At 74.8% G+C, this 1,314-nt stretch carries 1 protein-coding gene; it reads left to right on the forward strand.

What is annotated here, in order from left to right:
- Window positions 1-14 precede the first annotated feature (14 nt).
- The coding region (locus ACYVE9_RS27185) for an acyltransferase domain-containing protein (protein WP_461030544.1) at window positions 15-1,314 on the forward strand (1,300 nt) is incomplete at its 3' end.

Consider the following 1,314-nt stretch of genomic DNA (forward strand, 5'->3'; position numbering starts at 1 on the left):
CGCGGCGGGCTGGGGTGTCCTCGTTCGGTATCAGCGGGACCAATGCCCACGTCATTCTCGAAGCACCCACCGGCCCGGAGACAGAACCGGACCTGCCGACCGCAGACCCCGAGACCACCGATGCCGGCGACGTGCCCTGGATCGTCACGGCCCGCACCGCCGATGCCCTCGCCGGCCAGGCCGCCCGCCTGCTGGACCACGTGCGCGAACACCTCGGCGTACCGCTCGCGGACACCGCGCTGTCACTGGCGACGACCCGGACACCGTTGCCCCACCGGGCGGTGCTGATCGGCGCGGAACGCGCCGCGCTGCTCAGCCAGCTCGAGGCGCTGGCCGACGGGACCGTCCGACCGCCGACCGTCACCGGCACCGCGCGGACGAGCGGCCGGACCGCCCTCCTGTTCTCCGGCCAGGGCGCCCAGCGCCCCGGCATGGGCCGCGAGCTGTACGACGCCCACCCGGTGTTCGCCGAAACCTTCGACGAGGTGTGCGCACGGCTCCCGGACCTGCGCGACACGGTGTTCGTGTCCCCCGGCACCGAGGCGGAGGCCGACCGGGCAGCCGAGATCCTCAACCGCACCGCGAACGCGCAGCCGGCGCTGTTCGCCTTCGAGATCGCCCTGTTCCGCCTGCTGGAGTCCCTCGGCCTGCGCCCCGACCTGCTCGCCGGGCACTCGGTCGGGGAGATCGCCGCCGCCCACGTCGCCGGCGTGCTCTCCCTCGACGACGCCTGCACGCTGGTCGCCGCCCGAGGACGCCTGATGCAGGCCCTCCCCGCCGGCGGGGCCATGGCCTCGCTCCCGGCCGGCGAGGACGAGGTACTGCCGCTGCTCGCCGGACGTGATGAGACCGTCGGAATAGCGGCCCTCAACGGGCCCGCCGCCACGGTCGTCTCCGGGACGGAGGAAGCCGTCGCCGAGATCTGCGCCCACTTCTCCGCGCTCGGCCGCCGCCCCACCCGGCTGCACGTCAGCCACGCCTTCCACTCACCCCTCATGGACCCCGTGCTGGAGGAGTTCCGCGCCGTCGCCGCCTCGCTCACCTACCGGGAGCCGCTGCTGACGATCGTCTCGGGACTCACCGGCACCGCCGCCGCCCCCGGAGAACTCACCGACCCCGAGTACTGGGTCCGGCACGTGCGCGAACCGGTCCGCTTCCACGACTGCGTGCGGGCACTCCGGCACCTGGGAGCCCGCCGCTTCCTGGAGGTCGGACCGGACGGGCCGCTGACCGCGCTCGCCGGGGCGGCCCTCGGTGACCCCGAGGACACCGGCGCGGACGCCGTGTTCGTCCCCGCCGTCCGCCGCGGCCACC

It is taken from the genome of Streptomyces sparsus (assembly GCF_054776295.1).